Origin of the sequence: Mesonia sp. HuA40, from assembly GCF_008017835.1 — a bacterium.
Taxonomy (GTDB): domain Bacteria; phylum Bacteroidota; class Bacteroidia; order Flavobacteriales; family Flavobacteriaceae; genus Mesonia.
This window is the reverse complement of the sequence record NZ_VRLT01000051.1, coordinates 1-2,033: the sequence shown is the minus strand read 5'-3', so window position 1 is coordinate 2,033 and position 2,033 is coordinate 1. Positions and strand designations below refer to the sequence as shown.

The window sequence follows — 2,033 nt, the reverse complement described above, 5'->3', positions numbered from 1 at the left end:
CAATCACGTGCCCCATTCCTACAGGAAACTGTATAGGTTGGTTACGTTTAAAAGACGAATCAAATACAGTACCATCAGCTAACATGCCTTTGTAATGTACAGAAACGGTATTACCTTTTTTGGGTTTTGGTCCTTTACCTTCTTGAGTAATGGTATGTTGACAGCCGGGTTGTCGACCAGCGCCTGTTTAAACGAAACATCGTTAAATTTTACATACAGGCTTTCATCTGCATTTGTATTTGCATCATCATCAGACGAGCAGCTTGCCAATGCTGCAAAAGCGATTAAAGCAACACTTCATAAGTTTTTTTCATTTTTTTAAAAAACTGAGCCTGAAAAGTTGTACTGCCGCCTAATAAGAATAAGCATTGTAATATAAGTCTCATAGCTTAAAATGAATTTAAAGAGCGTGCACCCAGCTGGTTAAGCTGAATGCACTGCAAATAGATTGGATTAGTTTTTAATGAATTTAAAAGTTTTATTTTGCTGATTTGCTTTTACTTGAATAAAGTAAACACCAGCTGACAGGTGATTCAAATTCATCTTTAATTCTTTAGTGGTATGAACCTTTTTACCGGCCATAGAAAAAACGCTTATTTCATCAACTTGATCTATTCCATTTAGATTTACGCTACCTGCCGAGGGGTTTGGGTAGATAGAAATGGTATCTAAAATATTTTGCTCAATCCCTAAAGTACAAGTCGTATAACTATAAATAGTGTTAGGGTCTTGATCCATTATCCATTGTGTGGCAGGAGGCGTAAACCCATTATCTAATTGCACACAAGAAAGATTAGGACAATTGGTTGCATTAAATTGATAAATTGAAGTATTATTGGCGTTAGCCATATTTATAATTTGTAAGTTAGCGTTATCTGAAACATAAAGAGTGTTTAAAGATGGTAGCATCGAAACATCTATACTAGAGAAAAGATTATCTTGTAGCTCTAAGTGATATATGTTTGGATTATTTGTAACATCTAAAGAAGTTAAATCGTTATCTCCTATATACAATTGTGAAAGTACCGGGTTGTTAGATAAGTCTATACTGGTAAGATCATTTTCTACTAATTTTAAACTTGTAAGCTGAGCTAATGAAGAAAGATCTATAGAAGTAAAATTATTAGTATTTGCCTCTAATTCTTCTAAAACGGTATTGCTAGAAAGATCTATTGTGCTAAGATTGGTATTGTTTACTTTTAATTTTTCTAAATTAGTAAAACTACTTACATCTATACTTCCTAATGGGTTATCACTCAAATAAGCAATGGTAACGATTGATGTATTGGGTAAGGTTAAGCTAGAAGCAGTTAAATTATTAGAATATATAGCAAACACAGTTAAATTTGTTTGATTGCTTAAATCTAAACTGCTCAAATTATTTATGTGCAAGTTTAACATTTCAATAGCTGGATTATTACTTAAATCTATCGTTGTTAATTGATTAAGCCCAGCCGACAAATAAACTAAGTTGGAGTTATTAGAAACATCTAAAGAGGTTAATTGATTGTTATTTAAGCTTAAGGCCTCTAAATTTACATTGGTACTTAAATCTATCGAGGCAAGACTTTGCGTGTAGTCTGCTCCTAATGTGATAAGATTGGTAAGTCCTGTTACATCTAAAGTTGTTAATGGATTAAAGGCTATTGAAATTTTAGTTAAAGCTGTATTAGCAGTAAAATTGGCAAAACTAATATTATTATTAGCTAAGAATACTTCCGTAATATTTGTAAAAGCCTCTAAACCGGTAAGATCTTGAATGTTTAAATTAGGAGCAGAAATTACACCGGTAAAAGCCTGTGCCTCTGCAAAACTAATTTCTCCATCTCCATTAGTATTTATTCCTGTATTACTAATTAAAACATTTTTTAAATCTGGATCTGGGATGTGTACATTTTGAGCAAAAAGGCTAGCACTAGCTAAGCAAAATAATGAGAGTAATGTTTTTTTCATTTAGAGATGTTTTTAATATTCACCCCAAAAATCTGATAATGATTAGTTTAATTTAATCAAAAATTGCTGAATGCCGTTAT

1 protein-coding gene and 1 pseudogene are annotated in these 2,033 nt (G+C 32.0%); both read right to left on the bottom strand.

What is annotated here, in order from left to right; translation table 11 throughout:
- Window positions 1-118, bottom strand: a pseudogene (locus FT993_RS08650) (FKBP-type peptidyl-prolyl cis-trans isomerase); the annotation flags it as partial.
- A 335-nt stretch (window positions 119-453) separates the two neighbouring features.
- Entirely contained in the window at window positions 454-1,953 is a 1,500-nt protein-coding gene (locus FT993_RS08645) for a T9SS type A sorting domain-containing protein (RefSeq protein WP_147862150.1), read from the bottom strand.
- Window positions 1,954-2,033: the final 80 nt, after the last annotated feature.